General features: G+C 63.5%; 19 protein-coding genes. 13 read left to right on the top strand and 6 right to left on the bottom strand.

The genetic code is table 11. The features are described from left to right. The first annotated feature begins 54 nt into the window (after nt 1-54). The 7 genes from VFZ66_20055 to VFZ66_20085 all read left to right on the top strand — a co-directional run bounded on the left by VFZ66_20055 (nt 55) and on the right by VFZ66_20085 (nt 9,385). Complete coding sequence (locus tag VFZ66_20055) at nt 55-2,997, top strand: O-antigen ligase family protein (protein HEX6291487.1); 2,943 nt, start codon at nt 55-57, stop codon at nt 2,995-2,997. 19 nt (nt 2,998-3,016) lie between these two features. After that, the gene (locus VFZ66_20060) at nt 3,017-5,734 is read left to right on the top strand and encodes a tetratricopeptide repeat-containing protein (GenBank protein HEX6291488.1); all 2,718 of its coding nucleotides are present in this window, start codon (nt 3,017-3,019) and stop codon (nt 5,732-5,734) included. A gap of 111 nt (nt 5,735-5,845) precedes the next feature. Further along, on the top strand, nt 5,846-6,259 hold the full coding sequence (gene mgsA, locus VFZ66_20065; protein HEX6291489.1) for a methylglyoxal synthase: 414 nt from the start codon (nt 5,846-5,848) through the stop codon (nt 6,257-6,259). Nucleotides 6,260-6,341: 82 nt separating this feature from the next. Continuing rightward, nucleotides 6,342-7,622, top strand: coding sequence for an MFS transporter (locus VFZ66_20070; GenBank protein ID HEX6291490.1), 1,281 nt, complete (start codon nt 6,342-6,344; stop codon nt 7,620-7,622). Beyond that, a complete protein-coding gene (locus VFZ66_20075; GenBank protein ID HEX6291491.1) occupies nt 7,619-8,029 on the top strand; it encodes a hypothetical protein in 411 nt (136 codons plus the stop codon). Before VFZ66_20070 ends, VFZ66_20075 begins: the two co-directional genes overlap by 4 nt. Nucleotides 8,030-8,160: 131 nt before the next feature. Continuing rightward, on the top strand, nt 8,161-8,829 hold the full coding sequence (locus VFZ66_20080) for a class I SAM-dependent methyltransferase (protein ID HEX6291492.1): 669 nt from the start codon (nt 8,161-8,163) through the stop codon (nt 8,827-8,829). Between the two features lie 46 nt (nt 8,830-8,875). Beyond that, complete coding sequence (locus VFZ66_20085) at nt 8,876-9,385, top strand: DinB family protein (GenBank protein ID HEX6291493.1); 510 nt, start codon at nt 8,876-8,878, stop codon at nt 9,383-9,385. A 179-nt stretch (nt 9,386-9,564) separates the two neighbouring features. Here VFZ66_20085 and VFZ66_20090 read toward each other — a convergent pair whose 3' ends face one another. The 4 genes from VFZ66_20090 to VFZ66_20105 all read right to left on the bottom strand — a co-directional run bounded on the left by VFZ66_20090 (nt 9,565) and on the right by VFZ66_20105 (nt 13,953). Continuing rightward, nucleotides 9,565-10,347 carry an alpha/beta hydrolase gene (locus VFZ66_20090; GenBank protein HEX6291494.1) on the bottom strand — a complete coding sequence of 261 codons (783 nt, stop codon included), beginning with the start codon at nt 10,345-10,347 and terminating at the stop codon, nt 9,565-9,567. Continuing rightward, nucleotides 10,328-11,203 (bottom strand): alpha/beta hydrolase, encoded by an 876-nt coding sequence (locus VFZ66_20095; protein HEX6291495.1) that lies wholly within the window; start codon nt 11,201-11,203, stop codon nt 10,328-10,330. Before VFZ66_20095 ends, VFZ66_20090 begins: the two co-directional genes overlap by 20 nt. Before the next feature lie 174 nt (nt 11,204-11,377). Continuing rightward, on the bottom strand, nt 11,378-11,638 hold the full coding sequence (locus VFZ66_20100) for a hypothetical protein (GenBank protein ID HEX6291496.1): 261 nt from the start codon (nt 11,636-11,638) through the stop codon (nt 11,378-11,380). A gap of 152 nt (nt 11,639-11,790) precedes the next feature. Continuing rightward, on the bottom strand, nt 11,791-13,953 hold the full coding sequence (locus tag VFZ66_20105) for a hypothetical protein (protein ID HEX6291497.1): 2,163 nt from the start codon (nt 13,951-13,953) through the stop codon (nt 11,791-11,793). Nucleotides 13,954-14,325: 372 nt separating this feature from the next. Between VFZ66_20105 and VFZ66_20110 the strand changes: the two genes are divergently transcribed. The 4 genes from VFZ66_20110 to acs all read left to right on the top strand — a co-directional run bounded on the left by VFZ66_20110 (nt 14,326) and on the right by acs (nt 21,521). Then, entirely contained in the window at nt 14,326-16,983 is a 2,658-nt protein-coding gene (locus VFZ66_20110; GenBank protein HEX6291498.1) for a CHAT domain-containing protein, read from the top strand. A 234-nt stretch (nt 16,984-17,217) separates the two neighbouring features. Beyond that, the gene (locus tag VFZ66_20115) at nt 17,218-18,696 is read left to right on the top strand and encodes an MFS transporter (GenBank protein HEX6291499.1); all 1,479 of its coding nucleotides are present in this window, start codon (nt 17,218-17,220) and stop codon (nt 18,694-18,696) included. Between the two features lie 126 nt (nt 18,697-18,822). Beyond that, nucleotides 18,823-19,239 carry a DUF3830 family protein gene (locus VFZ66_20120; GenBank protein HEX6291500.1) on the top strand — a complete coding sequence of 139 codons (417 nt, stop codon included), beginning with the start codon at nt 18,823-18,825 and terminating at the stop codon, nt 19,237-19,239. A 314-nt stretch (nt 19,240-19,553) separates the two neighbouring features. Further along, nucleotides 19,554-21,521, top strand: coding sequence for an acetate--CoA ligase (acs, locus tag VFZ66_20125; GenBank protein HEX6291501.1), 1,968 nt, complete (start codon nt 19,554-19,556; stop codon nt 21,519-21,521). 175 nt (nt 21,522-21,696) lie between these two features. On the opposite strand, the gene VFZ66_20130 is transcribed toward acs, so the two are convergent. Continuing rightward, nucleotides 21,697-22,290 (bottom strand): protein-S-isoprenylcysteine O-methyltransferase, encoded by a 594-nt coding sequence (locus tag VFZ66_20130; protein ID HEX6291502.1) that lies wholly within the window; start codon nt 22,288-22,290, stop codon nt 21,697-21,699. Between the two features lie 314 nt (nt 22,291-22,604). On the opposite strand from VFZ66_20130, the gene VFZ66_20135 reads away from it, so the two are divergent. Beyond that, nucleotides 22,605-23,192 carry an RNA polymerase sigma factor gene (locus VFZ66_20135; GenBank protein ID HEX6291503.1) on the top strand — a complete coding sequence of 196 codons (588 nt, stop codon included), beginning with the start codon at nt 22,605-22,607 and terminating at the stop codon, nt 23,190-23,192. A gap of 65 nt (nt 23,193-23,257) precedes the next feature. Here the strand turns inward: VFZ66_20135 and VFZ66_20140 are convergent, their stop codons facing one another. Further along, a complete protein-coding gene (locus VFZ66_20140) occupies nt 23,258-24,733 on the bottom strand; it encodes a hypothetical protein (GenBank protein ID HEX6291504.1) in 1,476 nt (491 codons plus the stop codon). A gap of 253 nt (nt 24,734-24,986) precedes the next feature. Here VFZ66_20140 and VFZ66_20145 point away from each other — a divergent pair, with 253 nt between their 5' ends. Continuing rightward, nucleotides 24,987-26,411, top strand: a complete 1,425-nt coding sequence (locus VFZ66_20145) for a beta-galactosidase (GenBank protein HEX6291505.1) — start codon at nt 24,987-24,989, stop codon at nt 26,409-26,411. Nucleotides 26,412-26,437: the final 26 nt, after the last annotated feature.

The raw sequence follows: 26,437 nt of genomic DNA on the forward strand, positions 1-26,437 counted from the left end.
TCCTTTCAGCGAGTCATCATCTGGTACCGCCGTTCCGTCTGTTATAGTATCGCCGTGAGAGCTACATCCCTACGTTCAAGCATCATTCGCGCCGGGCTGCGCCTGCTGCTGCTCGGCTGTGCCGCGCTGCTCTTCGCGGGCAGCATCTGGTGGGACAACGCCGCCAATCGCGGCGTCACGCCCCGCCCCGCCCCGCCGATTCCCTTCACCGACGTGCCGCGCGGCGGCGTCAACGCCTATCTGCTGCACGCGGAGGTCATCTTCAAGCCCAACGGCTCGGTCGATCCCGACAACAAAGTGAAGCGCACGTTTGAGATGATCGCCGCCGCTGGTATGCACTGGGTGCGCGTGCAGTTTCCGTGGGAAGACATCGAGATCTGCGGCAAGGGCAACTTCCGCGATTGCCGCCACGCCGACGCCGATGCCTGGGCCAAGTATGACTACATCGTCGAGCAGGCCGAGCGTAACGGCCTTGAGCTGATCGTGCGGCTCGACAGCCCGCCCGACTGGGCGCGCGAGCGCTTCCGGGCCACGCCTGAGGTTCAGGCAGCCGCCGCCGACGGCAGGCGCGTCACCGGCCCGCCCGACAACCTGGACGACTTCGGCGGCTTCGCCGCGACGGTGGCCGCGCGCTACCGGGAGCGGCTGCGCTTCTTCCAGATCTGGAACGAGCCGAACCTGCCGGGCGAGTGGAACTACCACCGCCAGGACCCGGCGGAGCTGGTCGAGATGCTGCGGCTCGTCCGCGCGCGGATCAAGGCGGTCAATCCCGACGCCGCGATCCTCTTCCCGGCGCTCTCGCCCACGGACGGACGGGGCGACGGCGTCAACGATCTTGCATACTTGCAGGGCGTGTACGACGCTGGAGGCCGCGAGCTGTTCGATATTATGTCGGCGCAGTTGTACGGCCTGGGCCAGCCACCGACCGAGCATCGCTACATCAAGCCGGGCGACTCGCCGCTGCATCCGATCGACACTAAGACCGATGTCGGGCGGGTGGTGCTGCTGCGCGAGATCATGGTGCGCAACGGCGACGAGCGCAAGGCGATCTGGGTCAGCGAGCTTGGCTGGAACAGCGCGCCCAAGACGCTCGGACCCGCTGCGCTGACCTGGGGCGAGCCCGTTTCGGAAGAGCTGAAGGGCACGTATCTCGTCCAGGCGATGCAGCGGGCGGAGCGGGAGTGGCCCTGGATGGGGCCGATGTGCATCTGGATGTTCCGCTGGGGTGGCGAGCCGCCCAATCCCAGCGATCCAACACCCTTCTTCCAACTGGTCGACTTCGACTTCAACCCGCTGCCCGCCTACACCATCGTCAAAGACCACCTGACCACGGCGGGCCAGGCGCAGCCCGACGCGGCGCGGCGCAATCCGGTGGCGACGGCGGCGACCGCCATCGGCGCTGGGCTGGTGGTCGCGGCGGGCGCGTGGCTGCTTCCGGCGCTGGCGGCGCTCTCGGCGGATGTGGAGCGGCGCAGCCGTACCCGTCGGCGGGCGGTCGGAGGGCAGCTCGCGGGCGGGCTGCACCGGCTGCCGCTGCCCAGCGATCGGATGATGCTGGCGCTGCAAGCGCTGGCGCTGCTGCTCTTCTACTTCGGCTCGGCCCAGCTTCCGATCACCGCGCTGGGCGGCGGAATCTTCCTGCTGCTGGCGCTGCTGCGGCCCAACCTGGCGCTGCTCTTCATCCCGGCCACTGTGCCGCTGTACCTTGCGCCCAAGGGCGTGTGGGATCAGCGCTTCGGCCTGTCGCGGCCTGAGGGCTACTTCATGCCCGCGCACGAGTTTGTGCTGCTGTGCGTCGTGGCGGGGACCGCGCTCGTTCTGCTACGGCGGCGTGCGTGGCGGGCGCTCGAACCCCGCAAGATCTTCGCCGCGCCGCTGTGGCCGATCCTGCTCTTCGGGGTCGTCGGGACACTGGGCGTGATCGTCGCGGCTGCGCGGGGCGCGGCGCTGCGCGAGTGGCGCTGGCTGATCGTCGAGCCGCTGCTGTTCTACGGGCTGGTACGCTACTGGGCGGTCGCTCCGCAGCAGCGCTGGCGGCTGATCTGGGCCTGGCTGATCACCGGCGCGGTCGTCGCGGCGATCGGCCTGTTGCAGCTTGGCGGGATCGATCTGGCGGCGCTGCTGCCGCAAGGCCAGTGCTTCAGCGAGCGCGTGGTGCTGGCCGAGGGCGGCTTGCGGCGGATCAGCTCGGTCTACTGCCATCCGAACAATCTTGCGCTGGCGCTCGACCGTGTGTGGCCCGTGTGGGCAGCGCTGGCGCTGCCGGGCATCGCGCTGCATGGTCGCTGGCTGCGCATCCTCGATCGGCGGGCGTGGCTGCTGGGCGGCGCGCTGCTCTGTCTGGCGGCGCTCGGCGCGACCTTCTCCAAGGGCGCGTTTTTGGGCACGTTCGTCGCGCTGCTGCTGCTGGGCCTGCTGCTATGGCGGCGCGGCCATGCGCTTGGGGTGCTGCTGCTGGCCGTTGCATCGCTCGGCGCGGCAGGCGTGCTGCTGCTGGGCCTGGCGCTGGGCATCGAGCGGCTGAATCCGCTGGGCGGCTCCTCCGGCGCGCGCGTCGAGCTCTGGACCTCGGCGCTGCGGATGGCGCGGGATCGCCCGCTGACCGGCGTTGGTCTGGATCAGTTCTATCACTACCGCACCGCGCCGGAGTTTGGCGCGCGCTACATCGATCCGGCGGCGCGCGCGACCAACGAGCAGTATGCCTCGCATCCCCACAACCTGCTCCTCGATCTGCTAGTGCGCACAGGTCCGCTCGGCCTGATCGCGATGGCCTGGCTCGTGATACACTTCTTCCGGCAGGGTCGGTGGCTGATCGCGCTGCCCGGCGACGACGGCGCGCTGATGCTTGGCCTGATCGCCGCGATGGGCGCGGCCCTGACACATGGACTGGTGGACAACTTCTACTTCGTGCCCGACCTGGCCTTGAGCTTCTGGCTGATGCTGGGCCTTGCAGACACGCTGACCGCGCACCGATCGGCACCGCCTCATCGTGACTAAACCTAGCGGGAGCAACAACGTGTTGAACAACCTCCTTGAGCGCTTCAGAACCGCCCGCCCGCCCGCCACCCCCACCGCACCGAACAAAGCTACTGCTCGAATGCTGGCAGCCGACATGCTGCACCAAAGCACGTTCGATCCCGGCGAGATGCTGGCGCAGGCCAGGCACCTTATCGCCGAGAACAGCTTCGGATACGCCCGCCGGGTGCTCGATCGGGTGCGGGCGCTACCCACCCTGAGCCGACATCCGGCGCTGCGCCTCGAAATCTATCAAACGTCTGCGCTGTGTACCTATCAAGACGCCGACCTACCACCCGACGATCGCTGCGACCTGGCGCTCGACATCCTGTGCCAGGTAGAAGACCTTGAGACGACGACGAATCAGGAAACGCTAGGGCTGGCTGGCGACATCTACCAGCACAAATGGGAGGCCGATACCCAGCGGCAGTATCTTGAGCGAGCGCTCCACTATTACCTGCGCGGCTATGCTCAAGGCCCGGCCAACGATCAGGGATACACCGGAATCAACGCTGCTTTCATTCTGGACCTGCTGGCGCACGAGGAAGCGGCGGGCATGCTGCAAGCCGACGGCATCGCATCGCAAGCCGAGCAGCGCCGCGCCGAGGCCAGCCGTATCCGCGACGATATTGTGCGCAGCGTCGCTCCTTTGATCGAACAGCCGGAGTACGCACGCATGGCTACGACCTGGGAACTGTATAGCACGCTTGCCGAGGCGCTGTTTGGGATTGGACACTACGACGATGCCGTCGCCTGGCTGGAGCGTGGCAGGGCCGCCGTGCCGCACACACCCGAATGGCAATACCAGGCGACGGTGCATCAGCTTGCGACGATCGCGATCTTGCAGGCCGATCCTGCGCTTTCAGACCAGGGCTTCGAGGATTCAGCGCCCTGGCGCGCGCTCAAGCAGTTTTTGGGCGACGACGCTGCTGCGGTGCGCAGCGCGTTCATCGGCAAGATCGGGCTGGCCTTGTCGGGCGGCGGCTTTCGGGCGTCGCTGTTTCACATTGGCACGCTGGCAAAACTTGCCGAGCTAGACCTGCTGCGGCATGTCGAGGTGCTGTCGTGTGTCTCAGGCGGCTCGATCATCGGCGCGCACTACTACCTCGAAGTGCGGCACCTGCTGCAATCGAAGGCCGATCACGAGATTACCCGGCAGGACTACATCGACCTCGTCGCGCGGATCGAGCGGCAGTTTGTCACGGGCGTGCAGCGCAATATTCGTATGCGTGTCGGCGCGGAGTTTTTGACCAACCTGATGATGCTGTTTCGCCTCCACTACTCAAGCACGCAGCGCGTGGGCGAACTCTACGAGCGCGAAATTTTCTCGCGCGTCGCGGACGGCGAGGGCAATCAGGCGCGCTGGCTGAGCAATCTGTTGATCAAGCCGGTAGGCGAGCGTGACAACTTCAATCCAAAGTATCACAACTGGCGACGCGCGGCGAAAGTGCCGATCCTGATCCTCAACGCCACGACACTTAACACCGGCCATAACTGGCAGTTCACGGCATCGTGGATGGGCGAGCCGCCCGCAAGCATAAACAGCGAGATCGACAGCAACGATCAACTCCGGCGCATGTATTACTGGGAAGCGCCTGAGCCGCACAAGTCTGTGCGCCTGGGCCATGCCGTCGCGGCCTCAGCGTGCGTGCCCGGCCTTTTCGAGCCGCTCGCGCTCGACAAGCTCTACCCCGACCGCGTCGTGCGGCTGGTCGATGGCGGCGTGTGCGATAACCAGGGCGTTACCGGTCTGCTTGAAGAAAACTGTACCGTCGTGCTGACCAGCGACGGCAGCGGCCAGATGGAGTCGCAAAACGTGCCCAGTCATGGCCTGCTGGGCGTGCCGCTGCGCACCATCAGCATCTTGCAGGCGCGCGTGCGCGAGGCGGAATACAGCGATCTGAAAGCTCGTCGTCGCTCGGCCCTGCTTCGCGGGTTTATGTTCATCCATCTCAAAGAGGATTTCGATGGCGTGCCGATCGACTGGGTGGACTGTCGCGATCCGTACGATGTTCCCACCGACGGTCGCGTCGCGAGCCAGAACGCGGACCAGACGTGCTACGGCATTGCCAGGCCGATCCAGCAGCGATTGGCTGCTATTCGGACCGACCTCGACTCGTTTTCGGATGTCGAGGCGTACACCTTGATGACGAGCGCCTACCGTATGACCGAGTATGCCTTCGAGCATGGACAGCCGATCCAGGGCTTTACACCGACCGCCGCGCCGGTCGCGTGGAAGTTCCTGGCGGTCGAGTCGGGCATGAAAGGCAGCGGCCAGGCGTATCAATGGCTGAATCGATTGCTGAGCGTCAGCAACCAGGTGGCCTTCAAGACCTGGAACCTGCTGCTGCCGCTGCGAATCGTGACGGGCGTGCTGGCGCTTGGATTGGCCGCGCTGGCGATCTGGGCCTACTTCGCCTTCGATCTGGCCCGCTATCAGGTTGTGCCCGCGATCACGCTTGGCTTGATCAGCGCGTGGCTTCTGGCGGCGACGCTTACCGCGCTTGTCACCTATTTCCTTGGTAAAAATGCTGCACGTGTCATTCACTGGCGCGAGACGCTGCTGCGGATCGCGATCGGTATTGGTATGTGCCTGCTGGGATGGATCGTCATCCGCATCCAGCTCCACATTTTCGACCGCTGGTTTCTGAAGCTTGGCAGCCTCGCAGCGTTTCAGCGCCAGGAGAACGAAAGCCCTTCGTCGCTGCATGGCTCGTAGCTGCCGTGCCACCTGCCCAGTCTTCAGCACTTGTGCGGCAGCGCCGACCCGACGCGATTTGCTATAATGCAGCCGGTCCCGCCTGGCGGGCAACGCACAAGTGAGTAGCTCATGACCATCGATCAACCGGCTCAGCAACATCCACGGACGCTCGCGCTGATCGCGCATGACCGCAGGAAGGACGAGATGCAGGCGTTCTGCCAGCGCCACCGCGAGACGCTGCGCCACTTCGAGCTGATCGCGACGGGCACCACCGGCCAGCGCATCCACGAGGCGACCGGCCTACCCGTCACGCGCTATCTGTCGGGTCCGCTCGGCGGCGACACCCAGATCGCCGCGCGGGTGGCGCTGGGCGAGGTCGAGGCGGTGATCTTTCTGGTCGATCCGCTCTACGCCCACCCGCACGAGCCGGATATTCAAAGCCTGCTGCGGGTTTGCAACGTCCATAACGTGCCGCTGGGCACCAATCTGGCGACGGCGGAGCTGATCGTGCGCGATCTGGCAGCGCCAACCATAGAAAAGTAGGATACGATGATCGGCGCAGCGTTCCCGCCGCCTGTTGCACGCAACGCCAGGACCACGCTGTAGTGCCGATTCAAACATTCTTATGTCAATCAAAACACCCTCCAACCAACGCGGCGCGCGGCAATCGTCGTTCGTCGCGCTGCGCCACCGCGATTTCCGGCTGCTCTGGTTCGGGCAACTCGTCTCGCAGGCCGGAACGCAGATGACGATCGTCGCGATCAGTTGGCAGCTCTACAAGCTGACGAACAATCCGCTCTCGCTTGGCCTGATCGGACTCTTTCGGATCATCCCGCTGCTGACGTTTTCGCTGGGCAGCGGCGTGCTGGCCGACGCCTTCGACCGGCGCAAGCTGATGCTCTTCAGCCAGACCACCGCGATGCTGCTGGCGGCGATGCTGGCCGTGACGACCTATCTCGGCATGGCGACGACAGCGCTGATCTACGCGACGATCCTGCTCAGCTCCACTGCCAACACCTTCGATCTTCCGGCGCGGCAGGCGCTGATCCCCAGCCTGGTGCCGCGCGAGCACCTGACCAACGCGCTCAGCCTCAACATCATCGCCTGGCAGATCGCCACGATCGTCGGGCCGACCATTGCGGGGCTGCTGCTGGCCTGGCGCAAAGATGCCGACGTGGTCTATGCCATCGACGCGCTCTCGTTCGGCGCGGTGATCGTCTCGCTGCTGCTGATGCGCACCCGGCACGTGATCACCGAGAAGCGCAACGTCTCGCTGGGCGCGGCGCTCGAAGGGCTGCGCTTTGTGCGCGGCACGCCGATCCTCTTCTGGACGATGGGGCTGGACTTTATCGCAACCTTTTTCGCGGGCGCGATGACGCTCCTGCCGGTCTTTGCCAGAGATATTTTGCTGGTGGACGAGCGCGGCCTGGGGCTGCTCTACGCCGCGCCGTCGGCGGGCGCGGTCGTCACCGGCCTGTTGATGGCGCGCATCGGCAACGTGCGGCGGCAAGGCCCGGTGATCCTATGGTCGGTGGCGATCTACGGCATCTGCACGGCGATCTTTGGCATCTCGACCTCGTTCGTACTGTCGTGCCTGATGCTGGCCGGTATCGGCGCGTCGGATACGGTCAGCATGGTCATTCGCAACACACTGCGCCAGAACCTCACGCCCGACGAGCTGCGCGGGCGGATGGTTTCGGTCAACCAGATCTTCTTCGCCGGTGGCCCGCAGCTTGGTGAGATCGAGGCAGGCGTCGTCGCGCGGCTGCTGGGCGCGTCCGTCTCGGTCTGGACCGGCGGCGTAGCCTGTGTGCTGGCCGTCCTGATCGTCGCGCTGCACGTGCCACAGCTACGCAACTACCAGGACACGCCCGTAGAGCTTGAAGCTGGAGGAGTACCCTCATGAGCTACACCGACGAACCGCAGACCAACGCCGAGCAGCCGGAAACGACACAGAGCAGCGCCACGCCCGGCGCGCTGCCGCCCGACGCCGAGCAGATCGGCCCGCTGGTCTTCGTGCCCAACCCTGAGTATCCCTACCCGTTCAAGGTCGCTACGCCGCCGCGCTTCTGGATGGAAGAAACGACCGGCGCGCTCAACGAGGCCGTCGACGCCTACATGAACGGCGAGAAGCTATCGGCGGAGCAGATCGATCTGATCAGGCTGTATCTGCGCCAGTACATCGAGCGCGCGCTGCTGTCGGGCGAAGCCAACAAAAAGCTGCTGCTGAGCAAGATCGACAAGCTCAAAACAACCGCCGACGTTGAGCGCTACGCCGATGAGCTATCCGAGTACGGCGCGGAGGTCTTCTAGCCGCTCGCCTGACGGAGAACCAAGAACCAAGAACTAAGCGCCAAGAACTAAGGAGAACCGAGAACAAAATGAAACCTTGAACGCGGAACTTGAAACTGGAAACTCGGAACCCAGCACAGAAAGGAGAGCACATGGACCGCGTTGTCGAGCCTGAGCTGATGGACGACGACGAGCAGGCGCGCGCCTACGCCGGGATCGACTTCGGCGAGGCGCACCAGAACGTTATTACCTTCTTCCACCAAACGTTTCCGGGCGAGGATGTCACCGGCTACGTGCTCGATCTCGGCTGCGGCCCCGGCGACATCACCCGCCGCTTTGCCCTGGCCTTTCCCAACTGCATCCTGCACGGCCTGGACGGCTCCGAGTCGATGCTGCGCTACGGACGCGAGCTCTTCGCTCAGGATGCCGCGCTGCGCGATCGAGTAGCGCTGATCCAGGGTATGCTGCCGGGCGCGACGCTGCCGCGCGTCCACTACGACGTGGTGATCAGCAACAGCCTGCTGCATCATCTGCATGATCCGCAGGTGCTCTGGCAGGCCGTGCGCCAGTATGCCGCGCCGGGAGCGCGTGTCTTCATCATGGACCTGCGCCGTCCCGCGACGGCTGATGCCGCGTGGGCGCTGGTGGAGAAGCACGCCACCAGCGATCCTGAGGTGTTCAAGCGCGATTTCTATAACTCGCTGCTGGCCGCATTCACGCCCGCCGAGATCGAAGCCCAGTTGCAGACCGCAGGGCTGGATCATTTCACGGTCAGGCCGGTGACGGATCGACATGTGATCGTCGCCGGACGAATGGGCTGAGCAGCAGATGACCGGCCAGTTCAGCGATGTATCAGGAGAGCGAGGCATGAACGCAGCGATCGATCGGCGCAGCTTGCAGGTGATCTACGGCTACAACGCCCACGCCAACGACCTGCTGCTTGACACGGCTGCGCAACTGAGCGCCGAGCAGTACGACGAGGTCGTCAGCCCAAACTACACGTCGATCCGCAAGCTGGTGCAGCATATCTTCCTCACCGAGGGCTATTTTCTGGCGAAGTGCCAGCAGCGCCCGTTCGAGCCGATCGTGCCGGCGACGATCGCCGAGCTGCGCGCGGCCTGGCACGCGCTGCACCAGGAGCGCGACGCCTACCTCGCCACTAGCGGCGACGACGAGCTAGGCCGCGTGCTGACGGTGCAGATGCGCGACCAGATGTTTCAGTTTTCGCCCTGGCAACTGCTGATGCAGGCCGTGATGCACGCGGCCCACCATCGCGGCGAGCTGGCGATCATGCTCGGAGCGCTCGGCCATCCACTCGCGAATATGGACATCATCGTGTATTTTTCGGAGCAGGCTGGCCAGCCCTGGCCGTGGTAGTAGCAGACGAAAGAACAAAGAACAAAGAACAACGGAACAACAGAACAAGCGAACAACGGAACAACGGAACAACAGCATTCGCCGCTCCCCCTCTCCCATGGCTTTCAGCATAGGAGAGGGCGGGTGCCCTCTGGGCCCGGGGTGAGGGCCTGAACTTGGAACTTGGAACTACCGCGCCCTTAAGCCTCAGCCTCCGCCAGAAACTCCTCGATCAGCCGGTTGACCGCAGCCGGACGCTGCAAGTGGATCTTGTGTTTGACCCGCAGCACCACGCGCAGCCGCGCATTGGGCAGCTCGCGCACCATGCGGGCAACCGCCTGCGGCGGCGCGACCACGTCGAGCTTGCCCGCGATTGCTAGCACCGGCTGCCGGATCTCCGCCAGATGCTCCCAGCCACGCCAGGGCAGAAGCGCCTGCGCCATCAGCGCGCGCATCACCTGAGCGGAGGCGTGGAAGCGCCGCGCGAAGAATCTACGCCGCGCCCATTCGAGGATGGCACCCGGCACCGGAGCGATCGTCGCGAGCCTGAACAGCCGCCCATAGTTGAACGCCGCCGCCACGCCGATCAGCACCACATGCGAAACCAGATCGGGATGCGAGCGTGCCAGCTCCAGCGCAATCGCGCCGCCGTACGAGTGCGATAGCAGCACCACGGGCGTGAGCATCTGCCGCGCGCCGATCAGTTGCCGCAGGTCGTCGACGATCCGCCGCATCGAGTACGGCCCCGCCGTGTCGGGAGTCGCGCTGTGCCCGCGCAGGTCGGGCGCGACAACGCGATAGCGAGCCGCGAAATGTTCGATCTGCGGCATCCACTGCTCTTTCATCCCGCCCACGCCATGAATGCACAGTAGCGTCTGCCGCCGATCGAGCGGCTCCCCGGTGTCGAGCACGCTCATGCGAACCGGCGGCGGGCCGGGCAGCGCGGCGACGACCGCCGCGAATTTAGAGGGCTGCTGCTGCATCGGCGGTCACGGACGCTGCCTGCGCGGGCGGCACGCTGTCGAGAAAATCGAGCAATGCACGGTGAAAGGCAGCCGGTCGATCGTCCATTGGCGTATGCAGCGCGCGCGGGATCAGATGCAGCCGCGCGTTGGGGATCAGCTCCGCCGCCCGACGAGCCTGGCGCGGCAGCACCAGCGGATCGCGCTCGCCGCTGAGCACCAGCGTCGGCTGTGTGATCTCCGCCAGCCGATCGTCGAGCGATTCTTCGTACAATCCCATCGCATACTGATGCAACATCTGCGGATTTGCCAGCGCGGTGTAGTAGGCGCGACGCAGGAAAGGCCGGATCAGGCCGCCCCGGTGATCGTGCGGCGCTGGCCGTAGCAGCCGTCCCAGGCCATGACCCAGGCGGCGGCTGAGCGCAATCGTCCGCTCGATGTCGCGCAGCTCAAGCATCCGCCTGCCGAATGGCGCGATATGCGCCGGATCGAGCGCGGCGTCTACCAGTACCAGCCGCGCCACCAGATCGGGATGCAGCAGCGCCAGCAGCGCCGCGACTCTGCCGCCCATCGAGTGCCCGACGACGGTAATACGCTCCAATCGCAGCACATCGCAGGCATGCACGACCAGATGCGCCAGATCAATCAGCCGGACTCGCTCAAGTGGCCGCGAGCGGCCGTGGCCCGGCCACTCCGGCGCGATCCCGTGGTAGCGCGGCTCGATGGCCCGCAGCGTGCCCCACCAGATCTCTTTGAACGCCGCCCAGCCGTGAAGCAGGACCACCGGATGCCCAGCGCCCGCCTCAAGATAATGCAGATCCAGCCCCGGCAGCACCGCCTCGGTCGGCTGCCACTGCGCTGTTGCTCGTTTCATCATCGCATCCGCCTCATCACTCCGCTGCTGGCCTCTTTCAGCAAACTGCACGCCAGGATCGAAGCAGGCGCCGATCGTGTCGATCCGGCTCATGGCGCGGAGTATAAGCCATTCGTCGCCGCCAGATCCACACCGATCGCTGCCAGAAGGTGTTTCTCGCGGATCAGGCACGCCTGCTCACGCGCCGGAGGATGCCGCCTGCCGCTCGACATCGAGCAGCAGCGTCGCGCCGAAGCCGACGACTGAGAGCGCGGCTGCGAGGCTGAAGATCGCCAGCATGCCGAGCGGCGACAGCAGCGCGCCAAGCTGCTCCAGATACGGGGGCGTAAATGCGTTCAAATGTCCAAACGCGAACGACTCGACGATGCCCGTCAGGGCAAACAGCGCCGCCGTGACGCGCCAGCTATTGCGATGCTGCGACATGACCTTCCGAATCATCGTGCAAGCTCTTTGTAGAGCACAAGGCGGATATTGTACATCACGTCGCGCGCCACGCTACGCCGGTTGAGGCAGCCCAACAGCCGACGGCAAGGAGCAGGCCGTACCGTCAGCGAGCCGGAGCCTAGACCAAGCTGGATGCGCGGGCCTGGCTACTCCAGCAGGTTGGGCTGCCCATTGGTCGAATGAGCGTTACGAGGCTTCCAGTAGAGCCGGTAGCGCTCGACCCGCACAGGCGGATTAGTGGCGACCAAGCGGCTGGCGCTCTCGACGTTCAGCGGCGCGGCAACAAAGAACGAATTCTTGGGCTTGTAGGTCAGCACCGGCTTCCAGGTCTTTCCGTCCAGGCTCTCCTGCCGGTAGACGACCAGATCGCCGCCCTCAGCCGCCGACTCGCGATCGAAGTACAGGATCAGCGTTGGATCGATCTCGGTCGGCAGCGGCGTGTTGCAGGCCAGGCTAAAGGCATAGCTGCGCGCCTGCGCGCCATCGGGCAGCGTGTCCAGTGAAGAGTCGACATGCACCAGCGTTGTCACCACCTTGGTGTTGCTGTAGTCGCGGATCTGGTTCTTATCGGCGAAGAACAGCATGCTGTTGCCCTCTGACGAGCCTGCCGTGATCGGCGGGCCGCCGGTCGGCGTGCCGGTCTGCGGATTGCCGCCCTGCGAGAACGAGCTGATTGCCACCTTGCGGCCCTGCTCCCAGATGACAAGCACATGTCCATCGAGCGTGGGAACATCCAGAAATGTGTCGGGCTGGATTTGCAGCCGACCGCCCACGCCGAGTGGAAAGACCCACGCCGGTCGATCGTACTGGCCCTCGATGCGCACCTTGATCTCAGCCAGTTGATCGTCAGGCAGCAGATCGAAGCTGGGAACAATATCGATCATCGGGAAGTGATCGGGCGTGGCGTCGAGCCACTGCTGAATGCATACCTCGGCATCACCGCCCGGCATGGACCTGATCTCCGCGATCGTGCCGCTGACCACAACCGCTCGGTCGCCGTAATCCCTGCCGATCAGCACGACCGTATCCTGAGCCGCGACGCCCAGCAGCCGGAAGCCGTACTCCTCGGCCCGCGAGTCGATCGAGCCCTGGGCGATCAGGTTTTGTGGATTCGTCGGGTTGCCCTTGATCACATAGACCCAGCAATGATCGAACTGCACGTCTTTGGGAAAATCTTTAAGAACCGCCTCGGCTGGCATTTTCCCAGGCCGATCGTCTGCCAGCGAGCCGACCACGTGGCAGGTTGGCAGCGGCACCGGCACGCGACCCGGCCCTTGCAGCGGCTGACGGTGGGGATCGAGATCCAAAAACTTGTAGCGATTCTTGCGCTTGATCAGCTCCCAGGGCGTCTCGTCGTGCCACGGTCCTTTCGGCGTCATACGCGGCACCAGCTCGCTCGTGCCCTCCAGCGAGGCCATGATCGACTCGGCGGTGATGCTGATCTGCGGAATCACCACCGGATACGTGCCGCGCACCAGGACATTCGCCGCGCTGTGGGCGTGATTGCTGCTGGCCGGAGCGACATGGTGCGTCTCCAGGTAGGCGTCGCGCAGCTCCAGGCCATAGTGCGCCCACTCATGCACCAGCGTGCGAAACGCCTCCGGCTCGTCCCACGGGATCGACACGCGATTGTTTTTGTGCCACACGCCGCGCCCGACGCGGATCGGCATGTACTTCAGCGACTCGTGGAGGCCGCTGACCCAGGAGCGCGGCAGCAGACGGTTAGAGGCCATCACCTGCACATCGGCGCAGCTCATCAGCTCCGGCCCGCCGATCACAATCTGGCCGAACGCAAAATAGCCGTCGGTGACATCGTAGAGGAAATCGGATGCGCTGCGAAACGCCCACTTGAGCTGCTCGATATACTCCGGCGTCGCCTCCCACTCCAGCGCCACGATCACGCTGAAGAGGCAGGAGTAGGCGTAGGGATGATGGCCGTCGGTCGCTGCGATCTCGGAGCCGTCGGGCACCGGCTGAGATGGCGCTGTGCCCCACACCTCCGCCGGAGTCGACGGCGCTTCCGGCCCCGGCTTGAGCTTGGAAAGATTGGTCACTTTGTACTCGTAGAACGGCCAGTCAAGCGCATTGCCGAACACGAGATCTTCGAACTTGATCGTGCCCTGGCGCTGAAGCCGCTCCAGCTCCTCACGCTGAGGCTCGACGCGCTGCGGTACGTCGTTGGGCTGGTACGGCGCAACCTCCAGTTGAATCACCGGATCGTTCGAGCGTAGATACACGGCGGAGTCGCCCGTCTGCGAGGCGTGGCTTGGACAGGCGTTGAAGATGATCCGCTCAGGACGTGTATTCATTCCCTTCCTCCTTGACTGGTCGCCGACAATTGATGGGCCTGGGGAGCAAAAGCTTAGCGCACATCGGCACAAACGAATCAGGTATGAACAGATGCGCGATCCTTCGCGCTTAAGGCGTCGAGGTGATACACTATATAACCACTTGATGACCTTCCGATCGGAGCTTGCCGCGAAGCGGACAATCGGTAGTAGGTCTATTCAAGGTATCACAGGTGATCAAGTCTGCCAAATTAAGGGCCTTTAGCCATTGACAATAACACAATTAAGGGCTAGTTTATACGTCACTTGTTCGCATCCCGCGGCGCAGTATTCGTACACGCAGACCCCCGGCGTCATACAGTAGGCACGCTGGCTATACAGGAAGTGCTATCTGTGCTCCACGAAATCGAATCTAATGAGTTCCCGCTCCTTACGTTCTGCGCGATTCTCCGCCGCTTCGATCGCGATGCGCTGATGACCATGAGCGGATGCACACCAGAACAATGGACGGCCCTGATCGCAAGCGATGCCGTCGTTGCCCTCGCAGAATGTCCGGGCACGTACCGGCTGCGAGCGGAGGTGCAGGCGGATGCGCTGGCGCTCCTGCGCGCGACACGTCCACACGAAGAGCTGACCCTGCACACCTATGCGCTTGAGTACTTTTTGCAGCGCATGGCACAGGCAGGTCCCGCCGAGCAGCACGATCTCGATGCCGAGGAGTGTCTGCACCATCTCGGCGAGGCATTTTTTCACCTGCTGCCGCGCAAAGAATGGCGCACCATCACCAACTACGTCGCTACCGTGCGCGCGGCTCGTCCGCGCCTCACCCACCATCTGCAACGGCTGGCGCTCTACGAGGGCTACGTCGCGGTGCGCACCCAGCGCTATGACGAGGGCGAGACGATCTTGACCGACCTGCTGGCGCAGCCGGAGTTGGATACCTACGCCCGCATCCATACGCTGAATGCGCTGGCGCAGGCTCAGTGGTACCAGACGCGCTACGATCGGGCGCTGGCGCTCTACCAGCAGCTCCATGATGTCGCCTCGGAAACCGACAATCTGCTCTACCAGGGCGTCGCGCTGCTCAACATGAGCTGGGTCTATGCCGAGCTGAACTATCACGAGCAGGCGCTGGACTACGCCTCGCAGAGCTTGGCGATCTTCCGCGAACTGCACGATTCGTCGCGCACCGCCGACGCGCTGATCGCCATCGGCAACTTTGCGATGGGCCTGGGACGCTGGCATGTGGCGCAGAACCACTTTCAGGAAACGATCAAGCTCTACGAGAAGCTGGGTATTATCGCGCGGCTGGCGAACCTGTACTGGTGCCAGGGCTTTCTCCATCACATGCTCGGCGAGGAAGAAGCCAGCGAGTCGGCGTACCGTCGCGCGCTGGAGATCGCCCGCTCGTCGGACTATGCCGATCCGGCGGTGGCGCTCGATACCTACACGCAGCTCGGCTTTTTGTACCAGACCCAGGACCGCTGGGCCGAGGCGCAGACCGCCTACGCCCAGGCGATCGACCTGGCGACGCATCTGCGCAACAAGCACTGGCTCAGCCTGATCTACTATCGCGTCGGCAACGTCTTCAAAGCGCAGGGCCGTCTCGACGCGGCGGAGATGTCGTATCGCAAGGCGATCCAGGGCATCGAGGCGCTGCGCGGCGATACCGAGGGCGAGGAGATCAAGATCGGCATCCTGGGCACGACCCAGCAGGTCTACGAGGCGATGGTGCTGCTCTGCCTGGAGCGCGGCCACTTCGCCGAGGCCTTTGCCTACGTCGAGCGCGCCCGCTCGCGCGCCTTTCTCGACACGCTCGCCAAGAAGTCGCCCACGCTCTACGCCGAACTGGATCAGCCCGTGGCGACGCTCCCCGATGTGCAGGCGCGGCTGCCGGAGCGCGCGCTGCTGATCGAGTACTTCACGATCGGCGTGGTGCCGCGCGGCGAGCACCTGATCAACAAGCTGCCCGCCGACAACACCCGGCTGCGCGCACACCTGGCGTTTCCGCCGGAGGTCGTGCTCTTCGCGCTGACCCGCGACGGCTTCGAGGTGCATCGCACGCCGCTCGATCCGAACTCGCTGCGCCCCATGCCCAACGATCCGGGGCCGGGCCGTCGGCTGCTGCTGCCCCGGCTGCTGACCTCGCTCGCCAAGAGTTTGATCGAGCCGGTGCAACATCTGCTGCGCGACCGCAGCCAGCTCTATCTGATCCCGCACGGGCCGCTGCACTACGTGCCGTTTATGGCGCTGCGCTCCGAGAGCGGCCATCACCTGCTGGATCGCGACGGCCCGGCAATCGCGATGGCACCGAGCGCGACGATCCTGCTGCACAACTGCTTGAATCGTCCACACAGCCAGGCGACCGACTTCCTGGCGCTCGGCTACAACGACGTGGGCGAGCGCGCGCTGAACTACGCCGAGGCCGAGGCGCGCTCCGTCGCGCGGCTGATGGACGGCGAAGCCTGGATCGGACCTGAGGCCAAGAGCGAGCGGCTGATCGCCGAGGCGCATCGGGTGCGCTGGCTGCATATCGCGGGCCATGCGGTCTACAAGCCGCAGGACCCACCGGCCTCGGAGCTGCACCTGGGCGCGGACGATGCGCTGACGGCCCGCACGATCATCAGCCGCCTGGATCTGGAAGCCGATCTGGTGACGCTGAGCGCCTGCACGAGCGGCCTGAGCCACGTGGTTCCCGGCGATGAGCTGCTGGGCCTCCAGCGCGCGCTCCTGTACGCGGGAGCGCCCGCGGTGGTCTGTACGCTGTGGGAGGCCAACGATCTGGTCGCGCTGCTGGTGATGGAGCGCTTCTACACCGATCTACGCCGGGGGCGCTCGGCGGCGGCGGCGCTGCGTGATGCGCAGGTGGCCGTGCGTGAGTTGACCGGGCACGAGCTGGCCGCGACGGTCGAGCGCTGGTGTACCGAGAACGCCGAGTATACGACGATGCTGGAAGAGATCAAGGGCATCGCGCAGCAATCGGGCGATGAGCGCCTGTATGCCGATCCGTTCTACTGGGCGCCCTTTATGCTGATCGGTCGTCCAGACTGATGCGACGATTCGCGCGTGCCAGGCCCGTGGCCTGGCACGCGGCGCTGAGATCTGTCATCATCGCCGCGATGGCGAAAGGAGGGATACCGCAGCGTCCGTCTGATACGTCCTGTACATCATTCCACCAGAGGAAGGCTCTATGGCGAAAGAGCATCCGTTGAGTGATCGTTCGGTCGAGATAGACCGCAGGCCATGTACGATAACTGCCACCCACGCTGGAAAGGGGTATCGTCGATGAGTGCTAACACCGCTACGAGTGCGCCAGGCACAGCCGTTCAACCCGCTGCGCAAATCTGGAAAGTGATTGCCGCCTCCGCCGCCGGAACCGTGATCGAGTGGTACGACTTCTACATCTTCGGCTCGCTCGCCTCGATCATCGCGCCGCTCTTCTACCCGCCCGGCAACGATACGCTGGCCCTGATCGCCTATCTCTCGACCTTCGCCGTGGGCTTTGTCGTGCGTCCGTTTGGCGCGCTCTTCTTTGGCCGCATCGGCGATCTGGTTGGACGCAAGTATGCCTTTCTGGTGACGCTGCTGATCATGGGCGGCGCAACTGCGGCGATTGGCATCCTGCCGACCTACGCGACGATCGGCATGCTCGCGCCGATCATCTTGATTCTGATCCGCATCCTCCAAGGTCTGGCGCTCGGCGGCGAGTACGGCGGCGCGGCGGTGTATGTCGCGGAGCATGTGCCGGACGGCAGGCGCGGCTTCTACACCAGCTTCATCCAGATCACCGCGACGCTGGGATTGTTCGTCTCGCTGGCGGTGATTCTGCTGGTGCAATCGTCGATGTCCAGGGAAGCATTCGCCACCTGGGGCTGGCGCATCCCGTTCCTGCTCTCGATCCTGCTGGTCGGCATGTCGCTCTACATCCGCCTGCGCATGAAGGAGTCGCCGATCTTTAGCTCGCTGAAGAAAGAAGGCAAAACCTCCAAAACGCCGCTCAAGGATAGCCTGGGCAACTGGCAGAACTGGAAGGGCATGCTGATCTCGCTCTTCGGCGCGACGGCGGGCCAGGGCGTGGTCTGGTACACCGGGCAGTTCTATGCCCTGTTCTACCTGCAAAACATCCTGAGGGTCGACCCCCGCACCTCGAATATTATCGTCGCGACCGCGCTGGTGCTGGGCATGCCTTTCTTCGTGGTCTTCGGCGCGCTCTCGGATCGCATCGGGCGCAAGAAGATCATGATGGCGGGCTGTCTGATCGCCGCGCTGTCGTACTACCCGATCTACATAGCGATGGAGGCCGCCGCAGGCAACAACATCGTCAGCGTCGGCTCGACGCGCAATCCGGTCACGGGCGAGATCAAGCTCGCGGCGCAGACGATGGTCAATGGCGCGCTGGTTCCAGCAGAGATCGCGGCCAACCCGAACATCCCGCTGCTGATCGGGCTGATCTTTATCCAGGTGCTCTTCGTCACGATGGTCTATGGGCCGATCGCGGCGTATCTGGTGGAGGCGTTTCCGGCCAAGATCAGGTATACCTCGATGTCGCTGCCGTATCATATCGGCAACGGCGTCTTCGGCGGATTGCTGCCGGTGATCGGCCTCTCGATCGGCGCGGCGACCGGCAACATCTACGCGGGCCTGCTCTACCCGATCATCGTCGCGCTGATCACCTTCGTAGTCGGATCGCTGATGCTGCGCGAGACGCACAACGTGCGCATCTGGGACGAGACGAGCGAGTCGTACCCGACACCGGTTGGATGATCGGGCTGTGTCTATCGGCAGCAGGGCGGAGCCGCGCGGCTCCGCCTCTGTGTGCAAGGCGGCAAGCAATCCCTGCTATCATGACCACATCGACCATCTCGACCGTCCAGAGGAGGGCTTAAACCTGTGGAGACTTTACTACGGATTACGGCAGGGCCGTTTCAGTTCAGCGCCAGACTAGAGCAGGAGAGCGCGCCGCAGACCTGCGCGGCCTTTCGGAGGCTGCTACCGTATCGCCAGAAGCTGATCCATGCGCGCTGGAGCGGCGAAGCGTGCTGGATTCCGCTGGGCGATTTCGATCTCGGCGTGGGCTACGAGAATCACACGAGCTATCCCTCGCGCGGCGACATCCTGTTTTATCCCGGCGGCCTGAGCGAGACAGAGATCCTGCTGCCCTACGGCAGCGCGCGCTTTGCGGCTAAAGTCGGGCAGCTCGCGGGGAATCACTTCTTGACGATCGTCGAGGGGCGCGAGCAGCTCTATGATCTTGGGCGACTGGTGCTCTGGCAGGGCGCGCAGGATATTGTGTTTGAAGCGATGTGATCGCGGGCCGACGCAGATGTCCGGCTGCGTCGGCAAGGCCCAATGACGAAAAGTACTGGTCGGTGAATAGGCCGTTTTGACAGGCTGCCGGGTCGGCGCTCGTCTGCTATACTCCAGACATCCGTTACCGATGATGCTCGACCGACTGGGGGGTGGGCCGAGCGCCAAAGGTAACGGTTTTTTTATATCCCACCGGGCGCTCCTCGACACCAGGCATCGCTTTTGACACATAGCCTGCACCCGACCTATAATCGAACCAGCCGCAGCCTGAATATGCTCCTGATGTATCTCATCATCGAGAGGAGTTCGTCTGTATGACCACCAGCAATCAGAACCCCGCGACCGTCTCCCAGCTTTCCGCGCAGGAAGGCGATCAGCAGAAGTTCTACTATCCGCCCGAAGCACTGGTCGAGAACTCGAACATCATGGCCTACGCCCGCGAAAAAGGCTTCGCGAACGTGGAAGCGCTGTACGACTGGACGATCGCCCATCCGCAGGAATTCTGGAGCGAGATGGCAACGCGCTTCCTCGATTGGTTCCAGCCCTGGCAGCAGGTGCTCGACGAGTCGCAGGCTCCGTTCTACAAATGGTTCGTCGACGGCAAGATCAACATCGTCCACAACGCGATCGACCGTCACGCCAACGGCGCCAACCGCGAGAAGGTCGCGATCATCTGGGAATCGGAGCAGGGCGAGACGAAGACCTACACCTACGCGCAGCTTGCCGCCGAGGTCAATCGCTTCGCCAACGTGCTCAAAAAAGAGGGCGTCCAGAAAGGCGATCGAGTCACCATCTACATGTCGCGCGTGCCGGAGCTGCTGATCGCCATGCTGGCCGTCACCAAGATCGGCGCGATGCACTCGGTGGTCTATGGCGGCTTCTCCACCGAGGCGCTGCACTCGCGGATTGTCGATGCTCAGTCCAAGGTGCTGATCACCGGCGACGGCGGCTACATGAACAACAAGATCGTCGAGCTGAAGCAGATCACCGACGAGGCCGTCGATCGCGCGGCGGACGTGGTGCAGCGCGTGATCGTCTTGCGGCGCACCGGCCACGAGATTCATATGCAGGAGGGCCGCGATGTCTGGTGGCACGATCTGGTCGCGCAGCCGGGCATGGATGATCCCTGCCCGACCGAGCAGATGGATGCCGAAGATCCGCTGTATATGCTCTACACCTCCGGCACCACAGGCGCGCCCAAGGGGCTGGTGCATACCACGGGCGGCTATCAGGTGCAGGTGGCGACGACGCTCTCGTTCGTCTTCGACATCAAGCCCGACGACATCTGGTGGTGCGCCGCCGATCCCGGCTGGGTCACGGGACACTCCTACATCGTCTACGGCCCGCTGATCCTGGGCGCAACCGAGGTGATCTACGAGGGCGCTCCAGCCTATCCCAACCCTGGCCGCTGGTGGGAGATCGCGCAGAAGTACGGCGTGACGATCCTCTACACCGCGCCGACCGCCATCCGCAGCCTGATGCGCTTCGGCGATGAGTGGCCCGACAAGTACGATCTCAGCAAGCTGCGGCTGCTTGGCTCGGTGGGCGAGCCGATCAATCCGGAGGCCTGGCGCTGGTATCATCGAGTCGTCGGCAAAGGCCGCTGCCCGGTCATGGATACGTGGTGGCAGACCGAGACGGGCGGGTTCATGATCACGCCCAACCCGACCACGCCGCTCAAGCCCGGCTCCGGCACCAAGCCGTTCCTCGGCATCGAGGCCGACGTGCTGAACGAAGACGGGCAGCCAGCGGGGCAGGAAGACGACGGGCTGCTGGTGATCAAGCGGCCCTGGCCCTCGATGCTGCGCACGATCTACGGCGATCCGCAGCGCTACATCGACCAGTACTGGTCGCGGCTGCCGGGCTACTACACCGCAGGCGATGCCGCGCGCAAAGACCAGGACGGCTACTTCTGGGTGATTGGCCGCATCGACGACGTGATCAAGGTGTCGGGCTACCGCCTGGGCACCGCAGAGGTCGAGTCGGCGCTGGTGTCGCATCCTGCCGTGGCGGAGGCGGCGGCGATTGGCCTGCCGCACGAGCTGAAGGGCAACGCGATCCACACGTTTGTGATCCTACGCAATGGCTTCGAGCCGAGCCCGGAGCTGGAAAACGAGCTGCGGATGCATGTCGGCAAGGAGATGGGGCCGATCGCGCGGCCTGAGGCGATCAACTTCGTGCCGAGCCTGCCCAAGACTCGCTCCGGCAAGATCATGCGCCGGGTGCTCAAAGCGCGGGCGCTGGGCCTGCCCGAAGGCGATCTCAGCACGCTCGAAAGCTAGCTCGCTGCCCTCACATGCGCGCCCTCGCCTGTTGCGACAGGCGGGGGCGTCGCGTGCTCGCCGGATCAGCGGCGACGGAGAACAAAAGAGCAAAGCGCCTCATGTCTTTATTCCCTTGTTCCGTGCTCGCCTGTTTCCTTGCTCCCCTGAACAAGGACCCGCCGCGCAAGCCCTGTTACCCGATACGCGGCACGACGCGGCCCGTACGCTCCATGTAGGCGCGGTAGGCATCGCCAAAGTGGTCGATCATCATCTGCTCCTCGCGCGGCACCCGCAGCAGGTAGAGCGGCAGAAAGAAAAGGAAGCTGGTCGGCCCCACGATCCAGTTCTGGAGCAGCAGCGATTGGGCGACGCACCAGAGCCACTGCGAGGCGTACATCGGGTGGCGGATCGAGCGGTACACGCCGTCGGTGACAAGCGCATGCTCCTCCGCTACCTGGAGCGTCGGCGACCAGTTGCGCCCCAGGTCCTCATGCGCGCGCCAGAAGAGCCACAGCGCGCACGCGAGAATCGCCGTGCCCGCGCCTCCGGCCCGCGCCCTCGCCTGTGCCGACCAGCGGTAATCGGCGCGGTCGAGCCAGGGCGTGAAGCTGTAGCACACGGGCAGAAAAAACATGCCGAGAAAGAGCACGGCCAGCACCCAGCGCTCTTGAGCGGTCACGCGCTCGTCGGTCATCGTCGTCTGGCGGCGCTGGCGTTCGTGGGGTAGCCGAATCACTATTTCCGCGATCACACCGCTGAGATACACCGCTTTGAGCAAACGATCCATCGCGTAGCCTCCTGCATAGCTGCACCTTAGTATGCCTCACATTGTACGCCGCGCGCACCTGCGCGTCGCCTGTCCAATCGAGCCGTGCGCGGCACGTGATCGCGCAGATCGGGGATTGTCAAAGGCTTGACGTGTGGAGTACACTAAGATCTAACAACACTTCACTTCAAACTCCTTTTCCCAGACACATCGTTAATTCCCCCCACGAAGGCAAACTGCCACCGCACGATCGACCCTACGTGGGATATGCTCAGGAGGAACGCCCCAGACTATGGCCGTAGCGGGTCAGGCGATATCTGAAAAGGAGCAAAGCCATGCCCAGCTTGAACGATCCTTCACCGGCTATCGTCCGTGCGCGTGAAGGACAGCCCCAGGCCATTGGAGAATTGTACGGCAGCTATGCCGATCCGCTGTTTCGCTACTGCTACACGCGGCTCCACGACCGGGAAGCTGCGCAGGATTGCGTGCAGGAAGTATTTGTCTGCGTCTGGAAAGGTATCAAAACCTTCGAGTACCGGGGCGAGATCTCCCTGATAGCCTGGCTCTACACGATCGCCAATAACGTTGTCGTCAGCTACATTCGCAAGCGGCAGCGCACCGACTCCATATCCCTGACGATCTCGCTACCCGTCGCCGATGCGCGCAGCGCTGATCTTGCCAGCGCTATCTGTGATCGCCTGGTGATTCGTCAGGCGCTAGCAGAGCTGACCAGCGAGCAGCAGCATGTGGTCACGTTGAAGTTTTTTCTTGGCCTATCGAACCGCGAGATCGCAGCGGTGGTCCGGCGCTCGGAAGGCGCGGTCAAAGCGCTCCAGTACCGCGCGCTCCATCGGCTGTATCAGATCCTGACAAACGAGCAGGTAAGCACGATCGCGGAGCATGGATTGACCGCATCGGCATGAGCCAGAGCCAGATACTTGCTCAGGCGCAAACGCAGCCTGACACATGTGATGCGAGATTGGAAGGCTTAGCGCTGACAACTGCGGGACTGAGAGCAGAGTGTATACTGGATGAACACCCCTAAGAGCACCACATAGAGCGGATCGGTCCCGAAGCGAATACGATTGTTCTCGCCAATTTCAAACACCGTTGCGATGAGCGCCACGTACAGCAGATTGAAACACACATAGCCGATCACGATTCGCTGATGGCTGCTCAGACGGATAGCAGCGTCGCGCCACACTGCCAGCTTTAGCCCGTTGACGACCAGCAAGGGCAGCCCAATCAACAGGAAGATGTAAAAAAACTGTGGCTGATCGGAATCAATCGGCACCAGCCCGGTCGCCAGAATATTGTACGGCACTTTACCATAGAGCAGATAGTTGTAGATAGTATCCATAAGCCGGATACGCTGTTTATTTTTAGCTAAAAACTCTAAATCACTGCTTGTCTTGAAGTATCCAAAACTGGCACCGGAAAGACCAATCAAGAATGCCTGTGGATGATGACGCAGCACATACATCGCGTCCGTACGATACTGATGCGAAACTGCGACGATCGATATATGATTCAGATTCTTCGCGCCGGTTGATTTTCTAAGTTGGCTCAGCGCTGGAATATGGGCATATTGACGTGTCGCTCGATACTGCGCCGGATATGCCTCAGGCGCCGAGTATACATCGATCAAAGCGAGCGGCGAAAGTCTGTCGGCGGCTACTAGCTGCCGTAGCTGCGCCTCCGGCAATTGTCGTCCAGATATTTTCCATAAGCTCATGCCAAACCAGGAGCTCGCTGTACATTCGCCAAAGAGAACAGCGTTCTTGAGGTAGAGCGAGCCGACAAACAGGCCCGGAATGATCAGCGCCAGCAGCAGCGTACGACGGTATTGCGGCAGCTTGACGACAAGCGCAGCGCCGATCAAGACATAGTAGCCGATGTGAAACAGGCTGCGCATACCACACAGCAGCGCTAATGTTACAAAGAGCCCGCATGCATACCACTGTTTGCCCGTGCTGAGAAACCGCTGCAACAGCAGCGTCGAGAGCGTCAGGATCGTAGCGATCGGAAACGTATAGAACAGCCAGTGCTCGTATAGCACAAACGAGGGGCTGACCATCAGCGCCGTGCTCACGCCCAGCGCGATCAAGCGCGAAACGCCCAGCCCACGGCAGATCGAGAACACAGCCAGGTAGAGCACAAAGCCCAGGCCTAGATACACGCTTTGAAAGGCAATCCCCTCATTGCCCGGAAACACCTTCAGCATCCCCCCCAGGAACAAATTGAAGAGCGGCGGCTGGCTATGCAGATACCAGAGGCTTTCGAGGAGCCGCGCTCTGAGCAGCGCAGGGTCGAGGTAGTGCCAGCCCCAGACGAGCGGAAACGCATCGAAACGAATGCCCGCCGCAAAATACAGCGTATGCGCAGCGATGAACGCCAGGCTCATAGATACGAGCACGCCTCTCGCTGAGAGCGTATCGATACGGGTGGTCAACCGCCGCATCATCACATCCTCCTGCTACAACCTTATGGCCGATCCCGGCGCAAGGCTAGGGTCTGAGGCATGGCTGTGATCAGGGTTGAAGCTGGATTGACGCACAAAGAGTCAGGGAGTGCCAATCGTTGAGAGGGTAAGACGGTAGCTCTAGTATAACCATCGAAGCAAGCGGCAAACACAACCAGGAACATGCTCCGGCACATAGCGCGCTACTCCACGGCATCGCTGATGCTGGCGTACGTACAGCACGAAAGGAGGCTCCATGACGAAAGCGTCCGGCATCAACGTAGCGCTGCTTGCGCTGGCGCTTGGCTTGCTCGGCATGCCCGCGATCGAGGCGGAAACGCCGCCCGCGCTTCCACTCGCCGAAGAACGCAGGCGCTTCCTGCCGCTGATCTCGGCCAGCGCCGATCGCCTGCCCGATCCCACACCCACGCCATCGCCGCCGGATTTATCCTCGCCCTTCGGCATCGTGATGTACGGCAACGTCGATCAGACCAGCGGCGTACGTGAGATGCAGGCGGCTGGTGCCCGGCGTGTGAGCACCATGCTCGACTGGGCGGCGATCGAGCCTGCGGAAGGCGTATTCAACTGGTCGGGCTTTGATACAAAAGTGCAACACGCGCAGGCGGCGGGCATGGAGGTCTACGTGCTGTTCGTCAACGATCCGCCGTGGGCCTGGAAGCCGGATCGCTCGGCGACGATTCCGGAGAAGCGGATCAATATTGTGCGCGCGATGGTTCGGCGCTACGATTGCGACGGCAGCGCGGACGCGCCCGGCCACCTGTGCATCCGCTACTGGTCGTTCTACGGCGAGCCCGACTATTACCGAGATTATTATCAGGACGATCCCGGCAGCAAGGGCTACTGGGGGCACCGGGGCAAAGAGTACGCCACGATGCTGGCAGGCGTTGCCGAGGTGATCCACGCGGAAGATCCGGACGCGCACGTGCTGATCGGCGGCATCGCCTACGACTGGTTCGAGTCGAGCGGCGGCCCGTTCGTTCGCTCGTTTCTGCCCGATGTGCTGGGCGAGCTTAACGCCAGCTTCGGCGGCGCGCGCCAGACGATCGACGCCGTAGCGGTTCACTACTACCCGCTTGAGTTTCCAAGCATCCGCGATAAAGTCCATGAGATTCGCGATATGATGCAAGCCCACGGCGTGGCCGATCTGCCGCTGCTGGTGCCTGAGGCGGGCTACTGGAGCGCTCCTGAGCGCGGCAGCAGCGAGGCAAAGCAGGCCGAGCGTCTCGTCCAGATCTACGTCGAGGCGTTCTCCGTCGATGTCAGGCAGCTTTCCTGGTTCGCGGTCTTCGACTACCTGCCGGGCACCGGAGAGTCTGGCCTGTTTCGCGGCTTCGACCTGAGCAGCCCGAAGCCGGCCTACTTCGCGTATCACACGCTGACCCGCGAGCTGGCTGGCGCGCAGTATCTTCGTCCGCTCGGCCAGACTGACGTGACGGGCTACGTCTTTCGGATGCCGGACGAATCAGAAAAAACGGTGGTCTGGACCGCTAGCGATTCCGGCAGAGCGACCTTTCCGTATTCCTGCCTCCGGCTTGTCACCGTCGGCGGCGGCGAGCACCAAACCAGGGACGGCGATCCGCTGGGGGATCGCGATGGGCTGGTCAATGGGCGGGTAACGCTGGAGCTGAACGAGCCGCTCTACGTCACGGCGTGTACCTGAGATCCGGCGCAGATAATATGCACAGC

This window comes from Herpetosiphonaceae bacterium, from assembly GCA_036374795.1.
Lineage (GTDB): Bacteria > Chloroflexota > Chloroflexia > Chloroflexales > Kallotenuaceae > LB3-1.

Bases quoted from the DNA above. Each gene is read 5' to 3' on its own strand.
- VFZ66_20105 (HEX6291497.1), bottom strand. From the start codon at position 13,953: ATGAATACACGTCCTGAGCGGATCATCTTCAACGCCTGTCCAAGCCAC.
- VFZ66_20145 (HEX6291505.1), top strand. From the start codon at position 24,987: ATGACGAAAGCGTCCGGCATCAACGTAGCGCTGCTTGCGCTGGCGCTT.
- VFZ66_20130 (HEX6291502.1), bottom strand. From the start codon at position 22,290: ATGGATCGTTTGCTCAAAGCGGTGTATCTCAGCGGTGTGATCGCGGAA.
- VFZ66_20135 (HEX6291503.1), top strand. From the start codon at position 22,605: ATGCCCAGCTTGAACGATCCTTCACCGGCTATCGTCCGTGCGCGTGAA.
- VFZ66_20095 (HEX6291495.1), bottom strand. From the start codon at position 11,203: ATGATGAAACGAGCAACAGCGCAGTGGCAGCCGACCGAGGCGGTGCTG.
- VFZ66_20075 (HEX6291491.1), top strand. From the start codon at position 7,619: ATGAGCTACACCGACGAACCGCAGACCAACGCCGAGCAGCCGGAAACG.
- VFZ66_20080 (HEX6291492.1), top strand. From the start codon at position 8,161: ATGGACCGCGTTGTCGAGCCTGAGCTGATGGACGACGACGAGCAGGCG.
- mgsA (HEX6291489.1), top strand. From the start codon at position 5,846: ATGACCATCGATCAACCGGCTCAGCAACATCCACGGACGCTCGCGCTG.
- VFZ66_20085 (HEX6291493.1), top strand. From the start codon at position 8,876: ATGAACGCAGCGATCGATCGGCGCAGCTTGCAGGTGATCTACGGCTAC.
- VFZ66_20070 (HEX6291490.1), top strand. From the start codon at position 6,342: ATGTCAATCAAAACACCCTCCAACCAACGCGGCGCGCGGCAATCGTCG.
- VFZ66_20140 (HEX6291504.1), bottom strand. From the start codon at position 24,733: ATGATGCGGCGGTTGACCACCCGTATCGATACGCTCTCAGCGAGAGGC.
- VFZ66_20100 (HEX6291496.1), bottom strand. From the start codon at position 11,638: ATGATTCGGAAGGTCATGTCGCAGCATCGCAATAGCTGGCGCGTCACG.
- acs (HEX6291501.1), top strand. From the start codon at position 19,554: ATGACCACCAGCAATCAGAACCCCGCGACCGTCTCCCAGCTTTCCGCG.
- VFZ66_20090 (HEX6291494.1), bottom strand. From the start codon at position 10,347: ATGCAGCAGCAGCCCTCTAAATTCGCGGCGGTCGTCGCCGCGCTGCCC.
- VFZ66_20115 (HEX6291499.1), top strand. From the start codon at position 17,218: ATGAGTGCTAACACCGCTACGAGTGCGCCAGGCACAGCCGTTCAACCC.